Raw genomic sequence first — 21,285 nt, 5'->3', positions numbered from 1 at the left:
CGGCGGCAGCGGAAGGTTCTCGTAGACCGACTTCACGCGTCCCAGGATGCATAGAGAACTGCCGTCGGCTGCCATGGGTTCAGGGTACGCCGGGTGAGCCGGGCGGCCCCGTGGTGTGGCCGCCTCGTTGTGCAGTTACTCGGTGACTGCCGCCAAAACATGGCCGCCCTGGCGCGGAGCAGGAGTGCTGCGGCGGCGCCAGTAGGCGGCCAGCACGGCACCGGAAACGTTGTGCCAGACGGAGAAGATAGCGCCGGGGAGGGCCGCTTCAGGAGTCAGGTACTGCCGTGCCAGCCCCGCTGCCAGGCCGGAATTCTGCATGCCGACCTCGATCGCTGTGGTGCGCCTGGAAGGAATCGGCAGCCTGAACAGACGGGCCGCGCCGTATCCGAGGGCGTATCCGAGGGCGTTGTGCAGGATCACGGCTGCGAGGACCAGCAGGCCGGCGGAGAAGATGGCCTTTGCACTCCCTGAAACTACCGCGATCACCACGATGGTGATGGCAATGACCGAAATCCACGGAAGGGCGGGCAGTGCCTTGTTGACGAGCCGGGGCAGGAAGAGCCGGATCACAAGTCCCAGCAGTACGGGGAGCAGCACGATCTGGACAATGGACCACGCCATGGAGCCGGCGTTCACCGGCATGTACTGGCCGGCCAGCCAGAGTGCCAGCACAGGGGTCAGCAGCGGAGCAATGAGGGTAGAAACAGTGGTCATTGCCACGGACAGGGCGACGTCGCCCTTTGCCAGGTAGGACACCACGTTGGAGGCAGTGCCGCCGGGGCAGCAGCCCACCAGGATGACGCCGGCGGCCAGCGCCGGCGGCAGGTACAGTGCCATGGCGATCAGCAAGCCGAGGAACGGCATGATGGCGTACTGCGCCACCACGCCGATCACCACCGGAACGGGGCGCTTCGCAATGATGGCGAAGTCAGGCGGCGTGAGCGTAAGGCCCATGCCGAACATGATTATTCCCAGCAGCGGGTTGATCCACGGCGCCAGCCCGGTAAAGGCGTCCGGGGCGGCAAGCGCCACGGCGCCTCCGGCCAGGATCAGCAGGGGAAACAGGGTGACGGCCACGCGGGCGCTGCGTTCTTCGGCAGCGGAAGCCGTAGTTGAGGGTGCGGATGATGAAGACATGCCTACCTGAGTATCACAATGAGAGTTCTGTTTCGGAATCAGCCGGGTTGATGACGGGGAAAAGTGCTGGTCAGCAGCTCTGTACTGTGCGGGGTGCCTTGCCGGATGGAGCCGGGGAAGGACCAAATCGACGACGGCGGCACCCGCGTGAGTGCCGCCGTCGCCCGTTACCCCGACGAGTGGTTACGTGCCTGTCCCCTTCCCGTGGCTTACCCGTTGGTGACCGTTTACCCGGCCCTGTGAGGGTGGATGCGCCGGCTAGAACGGCCGGCAGCATTCACTCGACCCGGAGGATCTTCGTGTACTTGATTGCCAGACCGTCCAAGCTCCATCCTGCCCGGCCGTTGGCCTTGACCGCCGGCACCCTGGCCGTCATTGCCGCGGCCTCCCTTCTGAACGCTTCCACCGGCAACGCCGCCGAGCCCAGCGACTGGGCCGACTCGGCCTACCGCGGCAGCGTCAATGTAGTGGCGGGGCCTGACGAGAACCAGCAGGTGATAGACGGCGTCGCCTTTGTGGACGCGGACCAGGACTCCGTGCAGGACGGCAACGAGCGCGGTCTGACCGGGGTGACCCTATCAAACGGGCGTGACGTCACGAAGACCGACAGCCAGGGCCGCTACGAGCTGCCGGCGTTCGACAACATGACCGTGTCCGTGACCCAGCCCCGCGGCTACCAGGTTCCGGTGGATGCGGACAACGTGGCCCAGTTCTTCTACCACCACCTGCCCGCGGGTTCCCCGGAGCTGAAGTTCGGGGGCATCGAGCCCACCGGACCGCTGCCGGACCAGGTGAACTTCCCGCTGGCCAAGAGCGGCCTGACTCAATCGCCTGAGCAGCACTGCGTCATCGGCGGCGACGTCCAGACCTACGACCAGGACGAGGTGGAATACGCCCGTACCGGCGCCTTCGCCGACCTGGCCGCGCGCACGGACTACGCTGGCTGCGGCGCCTTGTTCATCGGCGACGTGGTGGGCGATGACCTCTCGTTGTACCCGCAGACCCGTGAGCTGTCAGGCATGCTGAACGGCCCGGCCCGTTTCCTGCCCGGCAACCACGACCTTGATTTCGACGCCACCAGCAGCGAGCACACGTTCGACACGTTCAAGGCCCAGCTCGGTCCGGAATACTACTCCTACGACGCCGGCAAGGCCCACGTCGTCGCCCTGAACACTGTGGAATTCCCCACCAAGCTTCCGGCAGCCAAGGGCGACTACACCGGTTCGCTGGATGAGCAGCAGCTTGAATGGCTCCGCAATGACATCGCCCAGGTGCCGAAGAACCAGTTGATCGTCCTGGCCGCCCACATCCCGCTGCTGGACTACGCCGACCAGGGCAGCAGCAAGCACCAGGTGGAGCAGGTCAAGGAGGTCTACAAGATCCTCGAAGGCCGCGAAGTGGTCGCACTGGGCGGACACACCCACAGCATCGAGAACCTCCGCGAAGGCGACTCGCTGGCGGGCTGGTCCGAGCTGTTCGGCATCGACGCCCTGCCGTTCACCCACATCACCGCCGGCGCCATCTCCGGCGACTGGTACTCCGGACGCCAGACCGCCGAAGGCTACCCGCTCGCATACCAGCGCGACGGCGGCCTGCCGGGCGTGCTGACGCTGGACATCAAGAACACCGAGTTCCAGGAGCGCTTCACCGTCCGCGGCGAGGACGAATCACTGCAGATGTCACTGGGCCTGAACACGCCGCGCTACCGCGACTGGTACGCCCAGAACCTAGCCAAGAAGGGCAGCGCCCCCGCATTCGCCGACCCGCTGACGGTCTCCCGCGACGACCTAGCCAACAGCACCTGGCTGACCACCAACTTCTGGATGGGCAGCACCGGATCCACGGTGAAGGTACAGCTCGACGGCGGCGAGACGGTTGAGGCGGTCCGCACGCAGCAGATGCAGGGCGAAGGCCAGCTGGTCGGCGCTGAATACTCCGACCCGGTTGCTGTTCAGGAGCAGCTGGTCAACGGCGGAAGCCTGGCCGACCGCATGATGCACCTGTGGCGGCTGGAAGTACCCAACGACCTCGCCGCGGGCGAGCACACCGCAACTGTCACCGCCACGGACGTGTACGGCCGGATCTTCACGGAGACCCTGACGTTCCAGGTTGCTGGCTAACGACTCTCAGCAGTTCCGCTGCTTGGCGGACAGGGAAAGGCCCTGGCACGAGGATTGAACTGCTCCCCGAAATTTGGACTGAAAATTCAGTTCTAACTTACGGGGAGCAGTTTCATGTTAAGGGCAGTTCGTTGTCTGAGGAGTAGCGCGAAGCCGCGGTGGCGCTGTTTGTGACCGGGGTGGGGTCCAGGGCCCTAGCGATCCGGTCACGCCAGCCAGCGCCACCAGCGTGACCGCTCCGGTTCCGGCGTCGGCTCCGGCTCCGGCTCCTCGCCCAAGGCCAGCGCTGCCTCGACGATGTCGTCCGCGGTGAGCGTCATGACGGCCTCACGATCGAGCGCGTCGAGACTTTGTTCCTCGTCGAGCGACAGCCGCAGCGCCTGGCGGTTGATCGCCTGCTCGAACAGCGTGCGGGCGAACCGGGCGTTGCCGGAGTCCTCGCCCGCGTGAAGTCCGGTAAAGATGCGGCGCAGCACCTGGTCCGCACCCGGCTCCAGCATGTACTCGTGCTGGGCCAGCATCTGGTGGAAGATCGTCTGGAGTGCGTCGACGGAGTAGTCGGGGAACGTGATCTCGCGGGCGAACCGGGAGCGCAGTCCGGGGTTCGAGAGCAAGAAGGACTCCATCAGCCGCGGGTACCCGGCCACGATCACGACCAGGCGGTGGCGGTGGTCCTCCATCCGCTTGAGCAGGACCTCGATCGCCTCGGGGCCGAAGTCCATCCGGCCGTCCTCCGGGGCCAGCGCGTAGGCCTCGTCGATGAACAGGACGCCGTCCAGCGCACGCCGGATCACCCGGTCCGTCTTAATGGCGGTCGCGCCGACGTACTGCCCCACCAGGCCCGAACGGTCGACCTCGACCAGGTGGCCTTTCTGCAGCAGACCGACCGCGCGGTACATCTCGGCCAGGAGCCGCGCCACGGTGGTCTTGCCCGTGCCCGGGTTTCCGAGGAACACCAGATGCTGTGATGTGGCCACCTCCGGCAGGCCATGCGTCTTACGGCGGGCCTGGACCTGAAGCAGTGCGACGAGGGCCCGCACCTGTTCCTTCACGGTCTCCAGCCCGACCAGGGCGTCGAGCTCGGCCTGCAGCTCGGACAGCGGCCGGGCCGGCCCGGGCCTCCCACCGATGAGATCGCCGACCAGATCATCAACGCGCTCCGAACCGTGCAGCCTGAGCTGATCGGTCAGATGGCCGACGGTTTCGCGCAGGTCGTCAAGCGGATTGCGGCTGGCAGCCATGCATCCACTGTAGTACTCGATTCCCCACCGGGATGGGGTTGGCCTCACCAGTATCAACTCCCTTTTGGTCGTAGTACTCATGCAGGCACTGGCCGTGCTTTCGGTGTTGACTACGGCACCAAGGATGAGGCAGAAGTTGCAGGCCGGGAAGCGGCCCAGGCCGACAAGGTAGAGCACGTCATCAAGGCCAGGACGGCCAGATCGGCTCCAAGAATAGCTACGGCAATGATCCCGGGAACAGTTCAAATGTGCCGGGGCTTTTCGCTGTCCGAAGCCATGATGCCTCCGGGGCCTTAGCGAGGTACGACGGCGGCGCCAGGCTCCTAGCCCTTATCCGCGCCGTCTCCGGTGTCCTCCCACATGACATCCAGATTGTGGAAGATCACGGGTCCGTCGCACAGTTCCGCCATTTTGGCAGCGAACTCCGCCGTTTCCGGCCGGCCGGAGTTCTCCATCGCCGACTCAAAGGATTCGAAGTCGACGATGGTGAAGTAGGTGCCCGGGTGGTCCCTGTCCGCCGTGGCAACAATCCGGCGGAACGTGGCCGGAGCGCTCCCCTCGGTTCTTGAGGGACGGCCCAGTTCTTCAATCTCCTTGATACGGGACGTCTTGAATTCGATGATCTGCACAAACCCGGCCATGACGGCTCCTTGACGGCGGTGGACGTTGATGCGGATCAGACTAGTCCCCGCATCGGATGGCGAACAGCCGCCTTGCGTAAACGTGAGCCTTCCCACGTTATTTTGAGTAGCTCACGATAAGACGTAAAGTTAGGTACAGGCCATCATAGCCCTCGAGTGCCGCACCGGTGAACATACCCGGGCCAGCGGGGCAAGCGACACAACGCGCAACCGCCCTCCTGCTTGAGCGGCACAAGAACCCGAATGGCCCTCATCCTGAAACGCCAAGGAGAACCCATGACATTGCTGACCCAACGCCCCGCAACATCCTCATCCACCACCGAAACCACCCTCAAGACCGCTACCGGGATCACTGTCGCTGACACCGCAGTACGCGGCGGCAGCTACGTGACTCTCCCCGCCGGCAGCGTCCCCGCCGGCGTCGAGGGCAGCTATGTCACCGTCGCCGGTGCCCGAAACCTGCCCCCCAGCACCCGTGGCAGCTATGTCACAGTGGACGGCACTCCCGTTGTTGCCGCCAGCGTCATCGAGGGCAGCTACGTAACGCTTCCGACGGCGGCCTAGGGTCCAGCGCCCTGCGGGGATAGCACCACCGCCGGGCATCAAAGGAGGCCGACGGCGACACTGGGTGTCGTCATCGGCCTCCTTTTTCGTGCCATCCGGGCAGTTAGCCCGCCACTGCCGCCTTCGCCGCCCTCGAGGCCTCCATCCATTCGCTCAGCCATGGGGCCCGGACGCTCGACGTGATGCGGCAGTCGGCCACGAAGGTTCCCTTGGCGCCGGCATCGATCCAATCCGTGAGTGCGGCAAGGTCCGCCAGTGAGTGGATGATCGCCGACTCGGCACCGAGCGCGCGGGCGATGCCGCTGAAGTCCACCTCGGGGATCAGCATGGGCTTTTCGGTCAGACCCTGGGAGCCGTACTGGTGGATTTCGGCTCCGTAGGCGGCATCGTTGTAGATCACGACGACGGCGCTGCTTGCCGCACCAATGAGCGATTCGAGATCGGACAGGCCCATCAGGAAACCGCCGTCGCCGGAGGCCAGCACCAGGGTGCGGCCGTCGTCCACTGCGCGGGCTGCCCCGACGGCGCTGGCAAGGCCGAGCCCGATGGCCTGGTAGGCGGTCCCCACCATGACCAGGTCCTGGGGCCTGGGGATGCGCCAGTACATGGGTGCCCAGCCGACGAAGTGCCCGCCGTCCTGGACCACCGTGCGGCGCTCCGGCAGCACGGCGTCCAATGCTGTGGCCAGGGAGCGCGGGTCCAGCCGGCCGTCCGGGGTCTCGTCGGAGCCTGGGTGGTGGGCCGGTCCTTCGGCCAGGCGGTTGCGGGCTTCCGCGCGCCAGCCTTCTGCGCGGCTGGGGTCCGGCGAGGCCAGGCCATCCAGCATCCTCAGGATGTGTCCCGCAGCAGACTTCACGTCCGCGCTGACGAACGTATCCACCCGGGGGTGCGTCGGCTGCAGGGCGGCATCGATCTGGATGACGGTGCTGTCCGGGCCGAGCAGGTGCCCGAACCGCATGGTGAAGGGGCTCAGGCTTGCCCCGGCCACGAGGACCACGTCGGCCCCACCCATGAGCCCGGCCGCGGTGTCGGTGCCGAAACCGCCCGCGACGCCCAGGTACCCCTCGCCTTTGAGGAGGTTGAGCGCCAGGGCGGTTCCGGCGGTCAGTGCGCCGAGGCGGTCGGCGAGCTCGCGGAGCTCCGGACCGGCTCCGGCGAGATGCGCACCGCGGCCGGCGAGGATCAGCGGCCGTTTCGCCCCTGCGAGCAGGCGGGCTACCTGCCCAAGGCCGCCGTCGACGTCGTCACTCACCGCCGGTGCCGGCGGCTCGGAAAGCTCTTCGTCCGCTGCCTCGAGTGCCGCGAGGTCGTAGGGGATGGCAATCACGACGGCGGTCCGCTTGGTCAGTGCGTACTCCACTGCCTGCCGCGTGATGGAGCCCGCGGCTTCGCGGGTGACGGTGAAGGTCGCCGCGCCGAGGCCCGCCGCGATTGCCGCCTGGTCCACGTCCTGGGGCCGGGCGCCAGTGCTCGGAGCGTCCCCGGTGACCAGCACGACGGGGATTTGTGCCTGGACCGCCTCCGCGAGGGCGGTGAGTGCATTGGTGTAGCCGGGGCCGTAGGTGGTGGTGCCCGCTGCGAGACGTCCTGACGTTCGGTAGTAGGCGTCGGCCGCGGCGATGGCGGCGCCTTCATGGCGGACGGGGGAGAATCGGAGGCCCAGCTTTTCCGCGGCGTCCAGGAAGTAGACGTTTCCGTTGCCCATAACGCCGAACACATCGCTGAGATAGCTGCTGAGAACCTGTGCCACGCGGCCGGAGACGGTAAGTGAAGTCATGCAGGAATCTTGTGCGCTGGTCAACAGATAGGCAAGAGAGTCGAGTTCGATTGGGATATTTGGCAATAGAAGGCAGCCAGAAGTGAAAATTTGCGCACTTGTGGCGTGCATCACCCGCACTTAGGTCGAAGGGCGGGATTCCTGCTCCGAGAGCCGGCTCAGGAGGCCGTCGTAGCGGGGCGGCATGAGTTCCAGCACGGAAATGGCCGTGCTGGTCCGTTGGATCCCCTCGATTTCCAGGATCTGGTTGGTGATGCGGTAGAGATCGGCCGTACTGCGTGCCACCACCTTGGCCATGAGGTCCGCGTCCCCGGTGGTGGCGTGCACCTCGATGACCTCCGGAATCGCGGCGAGCCCGTCTTCCACCGCACCTGTCCGGGTCTGGCTGATGGACAGTGAGAGGAAAGCCATGAGGTCATAGCCAAGCGCGGCGGGATCCAGTCTCCGGCTGAAGGAGCGGAGGGCGCCGCTGCGCTCGAGCCGTGCCAGCCTGGCGTGGACCGTATTCCGTGCGACGCCGAGCGTCCGCGAGAGTGCCAGGGCGCTGGCTTCCGGGTCCTTGTCTAGGGCCAGGATGATCCTGCCGTCGAGGGAATCCAGAGTGCGAGAGTTCTGGATGGTCATATTTTCACCACAGTCAGTAGAAGTTGAGCAGAAGTCCCAATGCGTTGAGGGTATCTTGCAATGTGGGCAGGGTCACAACCATGATCGGTCCTCATGACCCGTGATCAGCTCCTGACTGCACCGGAAACCGCACTTCCCACCGTTCGCGGCGCGGTGGCCGGCCTCCCGCCCTACGTCCCGGGCCGGCGCAGCGCCGGCATGGACATCGCAGCCCTCGCCAGCAACGAAAGCCACTACGAGCCACTGCCCGCTGCTGCCGCTGCGGTGGCCGAAGCGGCCGGCACCATGAACCGCTACCCTGACTCGGCCGCCGTCGAGCTCCGCGAAAGGATTGCGCGCCACTTCGGCGTCACCGCGGGGGAGATTGCGGTGGGACCGGGCAGCGTCGGCGTCCTCCAGCAGATCATCACCGGACTGTGCGACGCCGGCGATGAGGTGATCTTCGCGTGGCGCTCCTTCGAGGCCTACCCCATCCTGGTTGAGCTGGCAGGCGCGCGGCCGGTCCGCATCCCGCTGGACGGCGCTGAGGGCCACGACCTCGATGCCATGGCGGCAGCCGTCACTGCCCGCACCAAGGTGATCCTGCTCTGCACCCCCAACAATCCGACGGGCGTGCCGATCAGCCACGAACGCATCGAGGCCTTCCTGCGAACTGTCCGCTCCGACATCCTCGTGGTGATCGATGAGGCCTATGTGGAATACGCCGAAGCGGGCAGCGGCCCCGATTCCCTGGCCCTCTACCGCCAGTACCCGAACGTCGGCATCCTGCGCACCTTCTCGAAGGCCTACGGACTCGCCGGCCTGCGCGTGGGATACGCCGTGGCGGCGCCGGCCATCGCCGAGGGACTGCGCCGGACCGCCCTTCCCTTCTCCGTGAGCGCGCTGGCCCAGAAGGCGGCCATCGCTTCGCTGGACGCCGGGGAGGAGATGGAAGCCAGGGTGGCCGAGGTCAAGCAGGAGCGCGGCCGCATGGCCGCGCAGCTCGAAGCCCGGGGCTGGAACCTGCAGCCGAGCCAGGGCAATTTCCTGTGGATCCGTGCGGATGACGATCTCTGCGCGAGGCTGGTGGACGCGTTCGACAGCGCCAGCATCCTGGTCCGGGCGTACCAGGGCGACGGCGTGCGGATCACCGTTGCCGATCCCGCCTCGAACGACCGCGTGCTCCGGCTGCTCGAAGCCCACGCTGCCTGACAAATCGACTGACCTGAAATTCAATCCGTTCCACCTACAAACCAGAGGACTCCCCATGGAACAACAGACAAAGACGTCTGGCCGCGCACTGGGCGCGGCACTCAAACCCCGCCAGCTCACCATGATGGGGCTCGGAAGCGCCATCGGCGCGGGCCTCTTCATCGGCTCCGGCGCCGGCATCCAGGCCGCCGGGCCGGCCGTGCTGATCTCCTACCTCGTGGCCGGCACCCTCATCATCCTGGTGATGTGGGCCCTCGGCGAGATGGCCGCCGCCAATCCGGACAGCGGTGCCTTCTCCGTCTATACCGCCAAGGCCTACGGGCCCGTTGCCGGTGCCACGGTGGGCTGGCTGTGGTGGCTGCAGCTCGTGATTGTCATCGCGGCCGAAGCGCTCGGTGCGGCAGGCCTGCTGTCCACCATCTTCCCCGCCCTCCCGGTGTGGCTCATGGCCTTCGTGTTCATCGTGGTGCTCACCGCTGTGAACCTCACCAGTGTGAAGAACTTCGGTGAGTTCGAGTTCTGGTTCGCCCTGCTCAAGGTGGCAGCTATCGTCGGGTTCCTCCTGGTGGGCGCCGCCCTGCTCTTCGGCTGGCTGCCGGGCGTGCAGTCGCCGGGCCTGGCCAACTTCACCGGCGACGGATTCGCGCCCGATGGCTTCGCCGGGATCGCCACGGCACTCTTCGTGGTGGCATTCGCGTTCGGCGGCACCGAGATCGTGTCCGTGGCGGCAGCTGAGACCGCGGAACCGGCACGCAGCGTGCGGACAGCAGTCCGCACGGTGCTGTGGCGCATCCTGGTCTTCTACATCGGTGCGATCTTCGTTATCGCGGCGGTGGTTCCCGTAGGTTCGGCAGGGCTGAAGAGCCCGTTCGCCGCGGTGTTGGAGGCCGCCGGCATGCCCGGCGCAGCCACCGCCATCACCCTGGTGGCCGTCGCAGCGCTGCTCTCCGCCCTCAACGCCAACCTCTACGGTGCCTCCCGGATGGCGTTCTCCCTCGCCGAGCGGGGTGAAGCGCCGCGTCTACTTGCTTCTGTGTCCAAGGCCCAAGTACCTGTTGTCGCAGTCCTGGCCAGCGTCGCTTTCGGCGTTGTCACGGTTGTGCTGGAGTTGGCTTTCCCCGAGAAGGTCCTCCCCGTCCTGCTCAATATCGTGGGTTCGACCTGCCTGCTGGTGTGGACGTCCGCGCTCCTCGCCCAGCTCGCGCTGCGCCTCCGCGCCGACCGCGAGGGAACCGTGCTTCCCCTGCGGATGCCCGGCTTCCCCTGGCTCACGGGCATGGGTCTCCTCATCCTCGCGGCGATCTTCACAGTGGGCTTCATCGGCGAGGATTCCCGTCCCCAGCTCCTGAGCACGTTCGCACTCGTAGCGCTTCTGGCGGTGGCCAACTGGCTCCACCACCGCTCGGGCAAGGTTCCACCCATGATCGAAGCTTCGGACGGTGCCAAGCAACCGGTGCTCATCGACTAACTCAGGCGCTGGAGGCCTTTCGTTGGGCCCTTGTGTACCAAGATGTCCGGCTTAGGCCGGGCATCTTGGCGGATACCATGGGGGTGGTGGATGCCGATTTCGGGTTGGGGCCTGGCATTCGGCGGTGGATCTGTCGCTAGAGACAGTGGCTCTCGGGTGCGGGAGCTGTTCCCGATGTTCCGGCAGCGGAGGCTGCCGTAGCCCTGGTCGACCTTGCTTGCCACGGAGCACTTAGCCGGGTCGGGGTGGCTAGCGCCAGCCGCTCCGACCCGCGGTTCGGGGTGGAGCAGCACAATTCCGAGGGCAGCATCACTGGTTCGGTGCCCAATCTGACGGCGACACAAAGTCAGTCTTCCGCTCGCAGTCCCGGGAACACCCTGGGCCTATCCCGGGACGTGGCCTCGGCCAACCCGAGCTCCCGGCCCTGTTTCGAAGTGCGCGGCCCCGGGAAGTCCCAGCAAACTACTAGGGCATCCGTGCCCGGATGTTGCCGAGCCGTCACTGCTATTAGCTGGTGACGGAACGGGCGACGTCATGGTTCTCCAGCGCCCATCTAGGGGCGGCACCATACTGTTGTTGGGCCCGTCGAGCTCGTTGGTTCCAGGTGAGAATCCCGACAGGGTGAGGTCGTGTCGGAGGGCACGGAAGCGGAGTGCGCCGCTAAGGCGCGAAAGTCCAATAGATTTCCGACTGCCCATCCAGACAACGTTGCCGAAGTCCCTCCCTCGTCTTCGGATCCCTATTTCCGTCCAGCAACGATTTTATGTCCTGAAGTAATGGTCTAGATTCTGCGTAATAGTCGTGGCCTATGAAGGACTGGTCAAGGCCGGATACCTCAATCGTATCGATTCCAGGCAGGACAGTAATGGGCGGGGCGTAACCCACTCGTACGCCTTTTTGAAGGAAGGCGGAGGCCTGTAACGCGCGGTCGGCATCCGAAACGTACATAACGGAATGACTTGAAATGGTGGGATAGCTGACAGCAAGTTGAGTAAAGAGATTCGGCTCCAGATCCGGCGCGGCAAGAATCAGAACATCAAATTCAATGTTGTGCGGGGATGAACGAGTGCTCAGTATCTGAATTGCGCGAGCAACGACAAGGTTACCCATGGAATGTACGACAAAGTTCACCTTATCGAGGTCAGTGTCCTCGAAAAGCGTTTCTATGAACACGGCAAGGTGCTGAGCCGCCGACTCCGCGGCGTTACGATCTGCAAGGTAGGATCGCAGACTTACCTTTGCTCGGGAAGGCCAACTAAAAAAAGCGGTTAGGCCCTCAAAGTTTAAATCATAACCTAATTGAGCCGCCCGCACCGCGGCAGACGCAAAAGAATTATTGAAGCCATGAATATAAACCAAGGCTGATCTACTTCCTGGCTCATTCTCAGCAAATTGGAGCCGAACAGATGACTGAAAAAGCTCACGCTTAGTGTGAGGAATGATTTCTTCGAGTGTCAATCTTTCACGTTTGGTACTCGGTTTGAGTATGCGTCTGATTAGTGATGGTCCCACGGTCCCAATTTTGTGAGATTTTGGGATATTTACCAGACACTCCCCGTAATTCAACTTATCAGAAGAGTCGTTGCCGTTCAGGAATCCAAGTCGATGATTTCCTGGGTCTTGGGCTCGTCGGTTTGTGCCGTACCAGATTCGATGGACAACCCCGTCTTCACCCAATTTAGGCCGGAACTCATCTACGTTCGTCGTTGGTACAGTCGGCGGGGATATCGGTATGGGTTTGTGAACCGTTGGCGGTTTAGGGCCAGTTTTCCACTTCCGTGTGTCGCGCCTATTGGCCGGGCCGTCGGAATTGTCTTGGGCCGTTCCTGGGCGCATCGGCCGTTCTTCAGCGGGTGGAGTTTTCCTGTAAAGCCAGCCTTGGAGCGCGATGGTTCCTGCCGTTTCGAGTGCTTGACTTAGTTGAAAAACCTGCAAAGTTTTTGGAGCGGTAACTGTTATATCTCCGATGTTGAATCTCAGGGGCGCTCCCAAGCTGGACTGCTGATCTGCTTCAAGGTAGGCAAGAAAATCAAACCTTCTATTTTGGTTCCTTTCTTCCCGCGGAGCTAAGTTAGGGACGTCAAAGTTGGCAAGGAATTCAAGAGCCTCCCATGGTAGCCGAGCCCGGCTGGCTTCAGTTGACGCAACGTAACCTGTTGTGGTCGATATATCAGCCGCAACTTGCTCGAGTGCCTGACCTCGGATACCTCCGGACTTCTCAACCAGGTTAAGAAATGACTGAACCTGAAATAGCTGTCGTTCACGTGCCGCCGTACTTGCTCGGTTTGCTGACTCGGAGAAAGCTCCCACAGTTACTATGGAATGTTCGATCCAATCGGTAGGGCGCGAAATATTCATCGAGCCCATCATGGGCTCCTGTTCCCATAGTGACGTCATAAGAAAGCCGAATGCCTGGGTCGGTAGCGAGGCATTAGGGCGATGCGATGCCGTAATTGCGTACATAGCAACCGCGACCGCTGTCCGAAGGAGATTTTGAATATACAAATCTGCGGTATTGGTGCGTTGTTGTGGGGTATCGGCTGCAAAGTATGTCGATTCAATATTTCGACGCAAAATGGTAAGGTTCGTGAGCACCGGTGTTTCCTCATATTTAGCTGGCAACGTTTGTCTGTGCATGCGTTATACACTTGGACGGAAATTCTGATTCGTGGTCCCAGCTGGTCCTGACAGCGTGTCCCCAGCTGATATTATCTTCCACGGCCAGCAGGGGCATGTCCTAGGGTCATCCGACATGTACAGACCAGGGTTATCAACGGAGTCTAGGCGCCGCAAACCAGACTGCCAAAGTAATCGATTAGTCGCTGTTGGAGATCAAAAGGGGAAACTGCAATGGCTTTAGGTCTTCCGGTGTCGGTTCCAGTAGTCCCTGGCTCCGAGGGCCACGAATTGCTTTTGCCACGTGCGTGATATTGGACTGTGGTTGATGCCACCGCCCCTTGCCTGCAACCGGTCATGCCGAGCTATCGGGCGTCATGCTGTGGTCCCTACCTGCGAGCTCCGGCAACGCAAGCCAGCAGCGGGGGACTTTGCCCCGATCAGTCAGTATTGTTTCTCGGCGATGGACGCATTTCCTCGGTGAATTTGCAGCAGAAATGGTGCTCGCCCAAACCTATACGCCTGTCGGGCGTTAAGCTCGTCGCGCCGCGGTCAGTGCCTAGAGATGCCGGAGCCAGCTCCGTCTTAACAACCCGGCGGGACGCTGGCGGAACAAGCCTGCTGCTCCTCCTGTCACTGGATTCAGCGGTCATGGCGGAGTATCCGACCAGCAGGAGAACCGTGGTGGAATCACGGGCAGGTAATTGAGCCGGCCGAATGTCAGAGAGACTTATCGTTTGGGGCGTATTGAGCCGTATCGCCGGAGTCAAGAACGGAGTGGCATTTCTGGAGCAGATCATCGGGCTGTCCGGTGGATTGCCAGCGCTAGTGATCAGCCCGTCAGTTCAACCACTTCGAAGCCTCGCGGCACATCCCAGAATTCGAGGTCAATCCCGTTGGCTCGCGACTTTGGATTCAGCCATTTTCGGACACGTGGCCTCCGTTTCCCCTAGAGTGCTGGCAACCGCCTTGGGCCAGACCGTAGGGCGCGGGGCCCTGGCGGGAAGCGTTATGAAAGATTTCGGGCTTTGCCCACTCTGTGAAAGATAGGCCGTCCTCGCGGCGTCATAAGCAACCGAACCGGCCTCCAGTACATAATGGCTGGGGAGTCATTGGTCGTGCGAGGTCGGCATCGAGCCAGCAAGCCGGGCGAAAGCTCTACATTGGGGAACCACGAAGTACAGGAGCAGGTCTTGACCGTTACAACCACACACCGGGAACTCAACGTCGCACCCGGTTCGGTGGTCCGCGTCCGGGACGAGGACTGGCTCGTCACCAGCGTTGAGAAATCGGTAGACGGCACCCTCATAAGGGTCCAGGGCCTCAGCGAGCTTGTCAGGGACACCACGGCCGCATTTTACTCCGCGCTAGACACTATCGAGGTCGTGGACCCGGCCAAGTCCAAGGTCGTGGCCGATGGCACCCCCAACTACCGCCGGGCTCGCCTGTTCCTGGAGACCACCCTTCGCAAGACGCCGACGCCCCAGTCGGCGGAGTACCTGACTGTCTCCACTCGTATGCTGTCGCGGAACCTCAAGTACCAGCAAATCGCCGTCGCGAAGGCCCTGGACACCAAGAACATCCGCCCGCGCATCCTGATCGCCGACGCCGTGGGCCTGGGTAAGACCCTCGAGATCGGCATGATCCTCAGCGAGCTGGTCAAACGTGGCCGCGGCGAACGCGTCCTCATCGTCACCCCGCGCCATGTTCTGGAGCAGATGCAGCATGAGCTCTGGTGCCGCTTCGCTCTGCCGTTCGTCCGCCTTGACTCCGCCGGCATCCAGAAGATCCGGCAGAAGCTCCCGGCCACCCGCAACCCCTTCACGTACTACAAGCGCGCCATCATCTCCATGGACACTCTCAAAAGCCCCCGCTACCGTGCCCAGCTCGGCAAGCTGCACTGGGACGCGGTGGTCATTGACGAGGCCCACAACGTCACGAACACCCAGGCCATGAACAACGAGCTCGCCAGGGTGCTCGCGCCGAACACCGAGGCCCTCATCCTGGCCTCCGCCACGCCACACAACGGACGTAACGAGTCGTTCGCGGAAATCCTGCGCCTCCTGGACCCCACCGCCGTCCGACCGGACGGCACGTTTGACCCCAAGCACGTGGAGAATCTCATCATCCGTCGGCACCGGCATAGCCCGGAAGTTGCCCAGGAAGTCGGCGCGGATTGGGCAGAGCGGGAAGAACCGGACAATAGGCTCGTGTCCGCCTCCGCGGCCGAGAATGCCATCGCCGAGGAGCTCTCCGACGTCTGGCTCTACCCCGAAGGTAGGCCGGCACCGTATTCGGGCCAGAACGGTGCGCTGTTCTCCTGGATCCTTGCCAAGGCTTTCCTCTCCAGCCCCGCCGCACTTCTCGAAACGGTCACCGAGCGCCTGAGGAAGCTCGACGCCGATTCGCCTTCCGAGGCCAAGGAAACCGAAGCGCTCAAACGCCTCAGCAAGCTCGCCGAGGCGGCCAACAGCGGTGAATCCGCCAAGTACGCCGAGCTCGTCAGCTACCTGAAGAAGATCGGCGTCGGCAAGGGCTCCCCCATGCGGGCTGTGGTCTTCGCAGAGCGCGTTGCCACCCTCAAGTGGCTGCAGGAAACACTGCCCAAGGCTCTCGGCCTCAAGCCGGAAAACGTCGGCCTCCTGCACGGTGGGCTCAGCGACGTCGAGCAGCAAAGCATCGTGGACCAGTTCAAGCGCGGCAACAGCCCGCTGCGGGTCCTGGTCACCGGCGACGTCGCGTCCGAAGGCGTGAACCTGCACGCCGAATGCCATCATCTGATCCACTTCGACATCCCCTGGAGCCTCATCCGGATCGAACAGCGGAACGGCCGCATCGACCGGTTCGGCCAGCGCCAGAAACCGCAGATCACCACCTTGCTCCTGAACCCGCACAACACTCGGTTCTCCGGCGACGTCAAGGTCCTCACACGTCTGATGGAACGCGAGTACGAGGCGCACACGGTCCTCAACGACGTTGCCTCCCTGATGGGGCAGTACAGCGTCAAGCAGGAGGAAGACGCCATCCGCGACGTCCTGCTCGGCAAGAAGGACTTCGAGGACGTCGTCGGCGAGCCCGACGCCGATCCGGACTCGGGCGACCTCTGGGACTTTCTCGACTTCGAGGCCCTGAAGGACAACGGGGAAACGAACACCATTCCAGTCGAGAAACCGCTCGGTCTCTACTCCACGGACCTGGACTTCCTTGACGAAGCCCTCAACGAGGCGTTCGGCGATCCGCACAAGGTCCTCGGCTGGACCATCCACGCCGGCCACGGCCTCGCCGAGCTCAACCCGCCCGTTGACCTCCAGCACCGCCTTGGCTACCTCCCGCAGGACTATCTGTCGGAGCGGCGCGTCACCGAGCGCCTCAAGCTCGCCACCACCGTCGACGCCGGCACCCGCGAACTGAACCGCGCCCGCGAATCCGATGACATGAGCTGGCCCGAGGCCCACTACCTCGGCCCGCTCCACCCCGTCCTGGACTGGGCCAGCGACCGGGCACTGTCTTCAATGTCCCGCAGTGAAGTCCTCGTGGTCCGCGGCGACGTGGACGCCGCCCAGGTCCTGCTCATGGGAACCCTGATGAACCGCCGCGGGCAGGTGGTCTCCAAAGCGTTCATCGCCGTGGACTTCCCCGACCCCGCCAACCCGACGTTCTGTCTCTCCGAACCGCTCGAGGATCTAGGCGAGCACCTGAGCAGCATCGGCGTCGACGCCAAGGCGACCAACCCCGGACCGGTCACGGTGAACGGGCTACAGACCCTGCTGCCGCAGGCGGTGGAGAGCGCTCGGCAGACCATGCAGCTGACCTTTGAAGCGGCTGCCAACTCTGCCAACCAGCGGCTGCAGGCGTGGAAGGACCGGGCCACGGGCTGGACCCAGCTGTCCTTCGATTTCGCGCAGCGGGCGGAAGTGAAAAAGCAGCGCGAGCGTGTCAGCGAGGAGCAGCGCATCGCGGAGTCGCTCGCCCCGGCCCAGCGCTTGGTTCGCCCGCTACTGATTGTCGTTCCCCGTTCAACCCCTGTCGCTGTCCCGGAAGGTGCTGACCAGTAATGGCGTCTTTTGATTCAATCGTTGTAGGCGAAGACTGGATTAGCGAACACTTCTTCACCACGGACTCCACTAAGGAATCCTTCCAGGCCGAGGTCGTCAAACTCCGCAAGAACTGGGACGAGGAAGGCAAGCAAGGCCACTCCACAACCCCGACCCGCTTCGCCGAGGTCCGCGGACGCCTTCAGATCCTGCTCGCGGGGCTCTCGGAAGACCCGGCGGGTGCTTCCGAGGCCTACGCCCTGCTGCGCGGCGCCCTCGGTTTCAAGCGCACGACGGCGGCCGTCACCTTTGAGCGCAGCGGCACCGAAACGCTCGTCCCCGGCGTGTGGGCCACAGAGAACTCCGAGGTCCTGTTCGTCGAGGCCGCTCCCGCTGACGCCCTGGAAGACGTGCTGTCCACGGTGCTGCCGCTTGGGCGGGTTCTGGTGGACGGCAAAGACCCGTCCCCTGCGCTGACGGTGGCGAAGGCCGTGTCCGAGGCGTATCTATCGGATAAGGCCCCGAAGTTTGTGGTGGTCATGGCCGGCCGGTGGCTGGTTCTGACCGAACAAGAACGATGGGCCGAGGGCCGATACCTGGCTGCGGACGCGCTCCTGGTCGCAGACCGCAACGACACCAAGAAGAACGCCGAGACAGACCGGTTCCTGGCGATCTTCGGCCGCGACTCGCTCATGCCGGCACCGGACGGTGCCATCTGGTGGGACGGCATCCTCGAGGCCTCCGTCAGACATACTGTGGGCGTCTCCCAGGACCTGCGCGAAGGCATCCGCCGCTCCATCGAAATCATCGCCAACGACGTCCTGGACCGCCGACGCGCAGCGGGCCTCGGCGTGGAGGATATTGATGGTCAGGCCCTTGCCCGCCAGTCCCTGCGGTTCCTCTACCGGATCCTCTTCCTGCTTTACGCGGAGGCCTCCCCGGAAATGGGCGTCCTCCCAGTCGGAGCCGGAGAATACAACGAGGGCTATGGCCTGGACCGGTTGCGGGAACTGACCCTGGTCAACATCCAGTCCCCGGAATCCCGTCGCGGCACCCACATCTACGAATCGCTCGCGCAACTCTTTCACCTAGTGGACAACGGCCATGCTCCGGCAGCATCAAACCCCTCCGACGATGCCTCCGGCGAGAACGAAGGCCTGGTCTTCCAGCCGCTCAAGGCCGACCTCTTCCACGACGCCGCAACGTCGCTCATCCACGGCACCAAGCTCAGCAACGCCGAACTGCAGCGGGTCCTGCAGCACCTGTTGCTGAGCAAGGAGGCCAAGGGCAAGGACCGTGGCTTCATTTCCTACGCGGAACTCGGCATCAACCAGCTCGGGGCCGTTTATGAAGGCCTGATGTCCTACACGGGGTTCATCGCCGCTGAGCCCTTATATGAGGTGGCCAAGGACGGGAACCCGGAAAAGGGTTCCTGGGTGGTCCCGGTGGACCGGTCCGAGTCCATTGACGCGAAGCACTTCGTGGTGGAAGTGGACGAACGGACGGGAGAGCGCCGCCCCGTGCTTCACCCTGCAGGGTCGTTCGTCTTCCGGCTCGCCGGCCGCGAACGCCAACAGTCCGCCTCCTATTACACCCCCGAGGTGCTCACCAAATTCGTGGTGTCCCAAGCGCTCGAAGAACTACTGGACCAGAACGACCAGAAGACCGCCGCCGACGACATCCTGAACCTGACGGTCTGCGAGCCGGCCCTGGGCTCTGGCGCGTTCGCTCTGGAAGCTGTCCGCCAGCTCGCCGACGAATACCTGAAGCGCAAGCAGGATGAGCTGGATGTCCGAATCCCAGCGGATGAATACCCGCAGGAGCTCCAGAAGGTCAAAGCACAGATCGCCCTACACCAGGTACATGGAGTGGACCTGAACTCGACGGCAGTGGAACTCGCCGAAGTCTCGCTCTGGTTGGACACCATGGTCAAGGACCTGCAGGCGCCGTGGTTCGGGCTGCGGCTGCGGCCAGGCAACTCGCTTATCGGAGCCCGCCGGGCCACGTATTCACGGCAGTCAGTGAATGACAAGTCATGGCTGAAGAGCGCTCCGCAGGACGCACCCTTGACAGGGCTCGTCGGGGCCATGAATGCCGAGACCGACGATCCCAACGTGGTGGGCCGCGTCCACCACTTTCTGCTCCCGGCCGAGGGCTGGGGCGCGGCGGCCGATGCCAAGGAGGTCAAGGACCTGGCAGGGGAGGCCCAGAAGGACCTCAAGGCGTGGCGCACCAAGGTCAAGTCCAAGCTCAGCAAAACGCAGATCGACCGCACGATAAACCTCGGGCGCCGGGTCGAAACCCTGTGGAAGCTCACGCTGCGCCGACTGCAGGTCGCCGAGACCGAGGCCCGCCGGGACATCGACTACTTCGGCAAACAACCCTTAACTGTCGAGACGGAGAATGAGGGCACTCCGGCCCAAGCCGTCACCCGCGAGCAGATCGAGGAAACGCTCAACGACCCGAACGGCGCCTATCAGCGCCTTCGCCGGCTCATGGATGCCTGGAACGCGCTGTGGTTCTGGCCATTGACAGAGCGCGCGACTGGCGGGGCAACACCACCGATCCTGGACGAATGGCTCGCCGCGCTCGAAGCGATTCTTGGCCTGCAGGGCAAAGAATCGAAGATGGCAGGGCAGCAGACCTTTGGTGCCGCATCGACCTGGGCCGAACTGAACGACGCCGAACGGGCCGACCTTGCCTTTGCCCTGGCCTCCGACATCGACATCATCAAGAAGCAGCATGGTTGGTTAGACGTTTGCGAGAACATCGCCGCCGAGCAGGGCTTCTTCCACTGGGAACTCGACTTCGCGTCCGTTTTTGGACGAGGTGGGTTCGATCTACAGGTGGGTAACCCGCCGTGGGTAAGGCCGCGGTCGGATGAGGCCGCGCTTCTTGCCGAGGGTGATCCGTGGTGGCAGCTGGCGGAGAAACCGACGCAGGCACAGATCAAGGTCAAGCGCGGCGAGACGCTTGCGAGGCAGGGCATGCGGGAGTACTTCGTTGAAAACGCGATTCCTACGGCCGTCCTTGCGGAATTCGTAGGATCAGTCGGTGACTACTCCGTGTTGGCTGGCCTGCAACCGGACCTCTATCGAGCGTTCATGGTCCGCACCTGGCGTTCCGCGTCAAGTATCGGTGCCGTCGGTTTATTACATCCGGAATCGCACTTCACTGAGAAGCGTGCGGCTCACCTTCGGACCGAGACATACCGGCGTCTACGCCGCCATTGGCAGTTCCGCAACAAAAAGAAGCTTTTTGCCGACCTGACTGACCAGCTTGAATTTGGCGTACATATATATTCCGGTCGCCGGGATGAGCCCGGTTTCAAAATGGCTGCTTCGCTGTACCAGCCGGACACGGTGGAACGCTCCATGTGGCATGACGGTTCGGGGGAAGCGCCCGCGCTCAAGAACGCTGCCGGAGAGTGGGATATCCGACCGCATTCCGAACGCATCGTCGACGTTGATCTGTCCGTACTCCGGGTCTGGGCTGACATTCTCGATGAACCAGGAACCCCTGCCATACAGGCTCGGATGGTATACCCCGTGAACTTGGCCAGCTCTAGTGTTCTTGAAAAGCTGAGCAAAGCGCCGCGTTTTCGGGAACTGTCTCTGCAGTACTCAGCAGGTTGGCACGAAACGGCGGATCGCAAATGGATACTTCGAAATAGGGTCGGGCTTCCCAACCTCGTGGAACGATGTCATCCTGCAGGGCCCCCACTTTACGGTCGCCAATCCGTTTTCAAAGCAGCCAAGAAAAGTCGTTAGGAGCAACAACGACTGGGACGAAGTTGATCTCGAGGCTATCCCTTGTGACTTCCTTCCTCGCACGGCGTATCAGCCCAACGGCGATCCTGATCGTTATTC

Annotated in this window: 12 protein-coding genes; 6 read left to right on the top strand and 6 right to left on the bottom strand. The window is 63.5% G+C overall.

Annotation, left to right across the window (positions count from 1 at the left end; genetic code table 11):
* Nucleotides 1-135 precede the first annotated feature (135 nt).
* Complete coding sequence (locus NG698_RS05740; protein ID WP_252608695.1) at nt 136-1,140, bottom strand: bile acid:sodium symporter family protein; 1,005 nt, start codon at nt 1,138-1,140, stop codon at nt 136-138.
* 299 nt (nt 1,141-1,439) lie between these two features.
* Between NG698_RS05740 and NG698_RS05735 the strand changes: the two genes are divergently transcribed.
* Complete coding sequence (locus NG698_RS05735) at nt 1,440-3,260, top strand: calcineurin-like phosphoesterase C-terminal domain-containing protein (protein ID WP_252608692.1); 1,821 nt, start codon at nt 1,440-1,442, stop codon at nt 3,258-3,260.
* Nucleotides 3,261-3,466: 206 nt separating this feature from the next.
* On the opposite strand, the gene NG698_RS05730 is transcribed toward NG698_RS05735, so the two are convergent.
* Nucleotides 3,467-4,501 (bottom strand): AAA family ATPase, encoded by a 1,035-nt coding sequence (locus NG698_RS05730; protein WP_252608689.1) that lies wholly within the window; start codon nt 4,499-4,501, stop codon nt 3,467-3,469.
* 323 nt (nt 4,502-4,824) lie between these two features.
* Nucleotides 4,825-5,142, bottom strand: a complete 318-nt coding sequence (locus tag NG698_RS05725; RefSeq protein ID WP_252608686.1) for a hypothetical protein — start codon at nt 5,140-5,142, stop codon at nt 4,825-4,827.
* A gap of 276 nt (nt 5,143-5,418) precedes the next feature.
* Between NG698_RS05725 and NG698_RS05720 the strand changes: the two genes are divergently transcribed.
* Complete coding sequence (locus NG698_RS05720; protein ID WP_252599264.1) at nt 5,419-5,706, top strand: hypothetical protein; 288 nt, start codon at nt 5,419-5,421, stop codon at nt 5,704-5,706.
* A 103-nt stretch (nt 5,707-5,809) separates the two neighbouring features.
* Here the strand turns inward: NG698_RS05720 and NG698_RS05715 are convergent, their stop codons facing one another.
* Complete coding sequence (locus tag NG698_RS05715; protein WP_252608683.1) at nt 5,810-7,483, bottom strand: thiamine pyrophosphate-binding protein; 1,674 nt, start codon at nt 7,481-7,483, stop codon at nt 5,810-5,812.
* A gap of 120 nt (nt 7,484-7,603) precedes the next feature.
* Nucleotides 7,604-8,107, bottom strand: a complete 504-nt coding sequence (locus tag NG698_RS05710; protein WP_252608681.1) for an Lrp/AsnC family transcriptional regulator — start codon at nt 8,105-8,107, stop codon at nt 7,604-7,606.
* A gap of 93 nt (nt 8,108-8,200) precedes the next feature.
* Here NG698_RS05710 and hisC point away from each other — a divergent pair, with 93 nt between their 5' ends.
* Entirely contained in the window at nt 8,201-9,298 is a 1,098-nt protein-coding gene (hisC, locus tag NG698_RS05705) for a histidinol-phosphate transaminase (protein WP_252608677.1), read from the top strand.
* A 55-nt stretch (nt 9,299-9,353) separates the two neighbouring features.
* Complete coding sequence (locus NG698_RS05700) at nt 9,354-10,766, top strand: amino acid permease (protein WP_252608674.1); 1,413 nt, start codon at nt 9,354-9,356, stop codon at nt 10,764-10,766.
* Between the two features lie 660 nt (nt 10,767-11,426).
* Here NG698_RS05700 and NG698_RS05695 read toward each other — a convergent pair.
* Entirely contained in the window at nt 11,427-13,403 is a 1,977-nt protein-coding gene (locus NG698_RS05695; protein WP_252608672.1) for an alpha/beta hydrolase, read from the bottom strand.
* 1,172 nt (nt 13,404-14,575) lie between these two features.
* Between NG698_RS05695 and NG698_RS05690 the strand changes: the two genes are divergently transcribed.
* Together NG698_RS05690 and NG698_RS05685 are read left to right on the top strand one after the other, a co-directional pair.
* A complete protein-coding gene (locus NG698_RS05690; protein WP_252608670.1) occupies nt 14,576-17,437 on the top strand; it encodes a helicase-related protein in 2,862 nt (953 codons plus the stop codon).
* A complete protein-coding gene (locus NG698_RS05685; protein WP_252608668.1) occupies nt 17,437-21,186 on the top strand; it encodes an Eco57I restriction-modification methylase domain-containing protein in 3,750 nt (1,249 codons plus the stop codon). Before NG698_RS05690 ends, NG698_RS05685 begins: the two co-directional genes overlap by 1 nt.
* The last annotated feature ends 99 nt before the right edge of the window (nt 21,187-21,285 follow it).

The sequence above is a fragment of the Pseudarthrobacter raffinosi genome (genome assembly GCF_023913735.1).
Taxonomy (GTDB): Bacteria; Actinomycetota; Actinomycetes; order Actinomycetales; family Micrococcaceae; genus Arthrobacter; species Arthrobacter raffinosi.
The sequence above is the reverse complement of the archived record's forward strand: the minus strand, read 5'-3'. Positions and strand labels throughout refer to the sequence as shown.

What these genes read in the sequence shown, in the direction of transcription:
- NG698_RS05740 (WP_252608695.1), bottom strand. Translation starts at nt 1,140, where the DNA reads ATGTCTTCATCATCCGCACCCTCAACTACGGCTTCCGCTGCCGAAGAA.
- NG698_RS05730 (WP_252608689.1), bottom strand. Translation starts at nt 4,501, where the DNA reads ATGGCTGCCAGCCGCAATCCGCTTGACGACCTGCGCGAAACCGTCGGC.
- NG698_RS05725 (WP_252608686.1), bottom strand. Translation starts at nt 5,142, where the DNA reads ATGGCCGGGTTTGTGCAGATCATCGAATTCAAGACGTCCCGTATCAAG.
- NG698_RS05720 (WP_252599264.1), top strand. Translation starts at nt 5,419, where the DNA reads ATGACATTGCTGACCCAACGCCCCGCAACATCCTCATCCACCACCGAA.
- NG698_RS05715 (WP_252608683.1), bottom strand. Translation starts at nt 7,483, where the DNA reads ATGACTTCACTTACCGTCTCCGGCCGCGTGGCACAGGTTCTCAGCAGC.
- NG698_RS05710 (WP_252608681.1), bottom strand. Translation starts at nt 8,107, where the DNA reads ATGACCATCCAGAACTCTCGCACTCTGGATTCCCTCGACGGCAGGATC.
- hisC (WP_252608677.1), top strand. Translation starts at nt 8,201, where the DNA reads ATGACCCGTGATCAGCTCCTGACTGCACCGGAAACCGCACTTCCCACC.
- NG698_RS05700 (WP_252608674.1), top strand. Translation starts at nt 9,354, where the DNA reads ATGGAACAACAGACAAAGACGTCTGGCCGCGCACTGGGCGCGGCACTC.
- NG698_RS05695 (WP_252608672.1), bottom strand. Translation starts at nt 13,403, where the DNA reads ATGCACAGACAAACGTTGCCAGCTAAATATGAGGAAACACCGGTGCTC.
- NG698_RS05685 (WP_252608668.1), top strand. Translation starts at nt 17,437, where the DNA reads ATGGCGTCTTTTGATTCAATCGTTGTAGGCGAAGACTGGATTAGCGAA.